This is a genomic window from Mycobacterium sp., from assembly GCF_050701675.1.
Classification (GTDB): domain Bacteria; phylum Actinomycetota; class Actinomycetes; order Mycobacteriales; family Mycobacteriaceae; genus Mycobacterium.
Genome location: NZ_JBOGDD010000969.1, coordinates 1 through 3,710, shown reverse-complemented (window position 1 = coordinate 3,710; position 3,710 = coordinate 1). Strand labels below are relative to the sequence as shown.

At 66.0% G+C, this 3,710-nt stretch carries 3 protein-coding genes and 1 pseudogene; 3 read left to right on the top strand and 1 reads right to left on the bottom strand.

Annotated elements, in window-relative coordinates; all coding sequences use genetic code 11:
* The 3 genes and pseudogenes from ACRDUX_RS29320 to ACRDUX_RS29310 form a co-directional block, all read left to right on the top strand.
* Positions 1-508, top strand: a pseudogene (locus ACRDUX_RS29320) (elongation factor 4); the annotation flags it as partial.
* 6 nt (positions 509-514) lie between these two features.
* A complete protein-coding gene (locus tag ACRDUX_RS29315; protein ID WP_526419087.1) occupies positions 515-1,213 on the top strand; it encodes a sensor domain-containing protein in 699 nt (232 codons plus the stop codon).
* Between the two features lie 367 nt (positions 1,214-1,580).
* Complete coding sequence (locus ACRDUX_RS29310; RefSeq protein ID WP_526419085.1) at positions 1,581-3,011, top strand: LLM class flavin-dependent oxidoreductase; 1,431 nt, start codon at positions 1,581-1,583, stop codon at positions 3,009-3,011.
* Position 3,012: 1 nt separating this feature from the next.
* Here ACRDUX_RS29310 and ACRDUX_RS29305 read toward each other — a convergent pair whose 3' ends face one another.
* Positions 3,013-3,510, bottom strand: a complete 498-nt coding sequence (locus tag ACRDUX_RS29305; protein WP_526419083.1) for a GAF domain-containing protein — start codon at positions 3,508-3,510, stop codon at positions 3,013-3,015.
* Positions 3,511-3,710 lie beyond the last annotated feature (200 nt).

The following is a 3,710-nucleotide window of genomic DNA, read 5'->3' as shown; positions in this document are numbered from 1 at the left end:
ACCGGAGCGCGTCGAACTTCGCTACACGATGCCGTTGGGCGAGATCATCTTCGACTTCTTCGACTCGCTGAAGTCGCGTACCCGCGGTTACGCCAGCCTCGACTACGAGGAGGCGGGCGAGCAGGAGGCGGACCTGGTGAAGGTCGACATCCTGCTCCAGGGCGAGCCGGTGGACGCATTCAGCGCGATCGTGCACAAGGATGGCGCCGCCGCCTACGGCAACAAGATGACCACCAAGCTGAAGGAACTCATTCCGCGCCAGCAGTTCGAGGTGCCGATTCAAGCGGCGATCGGGTCGAGAATCATTGCCCGCGAGAATATTCGGGCGATCCGCAAGGACGTGCTGAGCAAGTGCTATGGCGGTGACATCACCCGCAAGCGCAAGCTGCTGGAGAAGCAGAAGGAGGGCAAGAAGCGGATGAAGACCATCGGTCGGGTCGAGGTTCCGCAGGAAGCCTTCGTCGCTGCGCTGTCGGCCGACGCCGCCAGTGACAAACCGAAGAAGTAACCCTCGATGCGTCGGCTTGCAGGCGCCGCGTTGGCCGTCGCGATAGCCGTTGCCGCGTCGTCCGGTTGCACCACCACCGTCCGGGGAATCGCCGTCCGCGATGCGGATGCCGCGCCGACTGACGTCCGGCCACTCCAAGAGTCCCAACTCGACGACGTGATGCTGAGTGTCGGGCAGCTCAACGGCATCGTCGGGGCCACGGAGTTGAAGGTCGTCGTCGACAATCAGGAGATGTCCGACAACGCCGAGGCTGTCTCCGATCCGGACTGCCTCGGCTCGATCTTCGGGGCCGAGGATCTCGTGTACAGGTCCAGCAACTGGACCGCGGTGCGCGATCAGGTTGCGCACGAGCCGGGAGACGCCAACCAACACTGGATCGAGCAGACCGTCGTGCTCTATCCGACGGAGAAGCTGGCCAAGGACTTCGTCGCCGCCGCCACGTCCTCGTGGCGAGACTGCAGCGGGTTCTCGGTGGCCGTCGACGACCAGACGACGAGCTCGATCTGGCTGATCGAGAACGTGTCCGTTCGGGACGGCGTGGTCACCCAGGTCGTCGCGCAGGAGGACTCCGACGGATGGGAGTGCCAACACGCCCTGACGTCGGTGGCGAACGTCTCGATCGAGGCGCTCGCGTGCGCCTTCGGAATCGAACAAGAGGCCGTCGACGTGGTCGATGCGCTCGTCGCGAACGCGGCCGGAGGGTAACGCCTCCGCCGCTTGGAACCACGGTGATTCCAACTATTCACCGAATCGTCCATCGCCGTCGTGGCCGTGAAAGTCGCCGGTCGCCAATCCATTCCGACCTGGCGCCGGCGTCGCACGGGTGCGTCGTGGTGGGGGAGCGGCACCGTCGGTGCGGGCGTGAGCGCGCGCCGCGCCCTAGGGTTCGAGGTGCCATGACCGAAGCCGAGCACCACCGCGACACGGTCAGCGCGTGGTGGCCGTGGATCGCTCTGGCCCTTGGCCTCGTGGCCATCGTCATCGGTGGAATCCTCTTCTCGCACTAGGCCGACGGTGCCGCCGACGTCGACGACGGTCCACACCGTGACCTCCGCAACCCGTTAGGTCGACCATGCCCGCACCAGCTGCGAACCGTCCGTTGTACTTCTCCGCATTCGTGATGAACACGCCATCGCACGTGATCCACGGATTGTGGCGGGATCCGCACGCGGCGAACCACGAGATCAACTCGCTGAAGCACTGGGTTGAACTCGCCCGCTACCTGGACCAGGCGGGTTACGACCAAATGTTCTTCGCCGACGTCACCGGACTGCGCTCGCCGTGGAACGGGTCCTACGAGCTGGTCGCCGAGCAGGGCATGCAGATCCCGACCAATGACCCGTCGGTGCTGATCTCGGCGCTGGCCACCGCCACCGAGAATCTGGGACTGGTGTACACCAGCTCGATTGCCCAGAGCCTGCCGTTCGACTTCGCCCGCCGCATCTCGACGCTCGACCACTACACGGAGGGCCGAGTCGGCTGGAACATCGTCACCAGTTTCTCCGACAACACCTATCGCAACTTCGGGCACGACAAGCTCGTCGAACACGACCTGCGCTACGAGATCGCCGAAGAGTACGTCGACGTGGCGTACAAGCTGTGGGAGGGCTCCTGGGACGAGGACGCCCTGCGGGTGGACAAGCAGGCCGGGGTGTACTCCGATCCGACGAAGATCCACAAGATCAACCACGTCGGCCCGCACTACTCGGTGGAGGGGCCGCACTTCGTCACGCCCTCGCCGCAACGCACCCCGGTGTTGTTCCAGGCGGGTGCGTCGCCGGTCGGTCAGCGCTTCTCGGCGCGCAACGCCGAGGGTGTCTTCATCTCCAGCCCCGATCCCGAGTCGGCCCGCGGGCTGATCAACGAAACCCGCGAGCTGGCAGCCGGTTACGGGCGTGACCCGTATGACGTGAAGTTCTTCCAGGGGCTGTCGCTGATCGTGGGTCGCACCGCAGACGAGGCAAGGGAGAAGGAAGCGCGGATGGAGGAGTTGGTGTCCCTCGAAGGCGTGCTGTGCCACATCCTCGGTGACGCAGGGATCGACGCGGGCGCGCTGCCCCTTGACACGCCCCTGTCGGATCTCGGCGAGTTCCGCGGTATCCAGGGCTGGGTCCGGTGGGCGCGGGAGGCCGCGGGTTCCGCCGAACCCACCATCGCCGACCTGGGTCGGGCGTTCGAACGCAGCAGCCGGATCGTGGGATCACCGGTTGAGGTCGCCGACAAGCTCGAGGAGTGGCGCGATGCGGGCATCGACGGTGTGAACGTGTTCCACGCCGTGAGACCGGGGACGTTCAAGGACATCGCGGAGCAGCTCTTCCCCGAACTGCGTAGGCGTGGCTTGCTCAGCGCCGACAAGTCGGGAACGTTGCGGCACAAGCTGTCCGGCGGAGGCGCCGACCGGCTGCCCGAGACGCATCCCGCTGCGAAGTACCGCGGCGCGTTCACCGACAACTCGCTGGCCGACAAGATCTCGGAGCCGCTGTCGGTGCCCGTGCGGGCGTGACTCAGCCCAGCGCGTTGCCGTCCTCGCGGACGATGGTCTCCACCTCGGCCCGCAGGCGGCCAAGCTCCGCGCGTTGCTCGTCGGTGTAGTCGCGCGCGGCGTCGTCCAGTACGCACACCGTCCCGACGACGGCGCCATCGGCGTCGTGGACCGCGAGGCCCAGGTAGTTGTGCAGGCCGAATTCCGTCTCGTCCTCGTTGCCTGCGAACGTCGCGTCCTCGCGCGAGTCGCGAACGAACAGTTCGGAGTCCGCGTCCACGACGCGCTCGCAGTACAGCGGAACCCGGTGCCCGTCGTCGCCTGCCTTCTTGCCCGCCGCTCCGACGGTGTAGTGCTTGGTGGCCTCACCGGCGGTGGCGGCGACGACCATCGAGTCGGCCTCGGAGCGCATCACCAGGACGGACTTCACGTCGAGCTTCTTGGCGAGGGCGTCCAGTTTGGGCGTGATCGCAGACAGGCCTGCGGTGGTGTCGGTGCGATGGGGTTGGGGGGTAGTCACCTGACGATGATCACCCGTCCACTCGCCGAGTGCACGCTTGTTGGCGGCGTTACTCGGGATTCGCGTGCAACAAGCGTACTTTCGGCGCTTGACGCGCAACGTGATTCGGCGCCAGCTCGTTACTTCGCCGAACCGTCGGCGATGCGGCGGACGGCGTCGAGGAAGACGTCGATCTCGTCGAAGGTGTTGTAGAAGGCGAA

Bases quoted from the DNA above. Each gene is read 5' to 3' on its own strand.
- ACRDUX_RS29315 (WP_526419087.1), top strand. From the start codon at position 515: ATGCGTCGGCTTGCAGGCGCCGCGTTGGCCGTCGCGATAGCCGTTGCC.
- ACRDUX_RS29310 (WP_526419085.1), top strand. From the start codon at position 1,581: ATGCCCGCACCAGCTGCGAACCGTCCGTTGTACTTCTCCGCATTCGTG.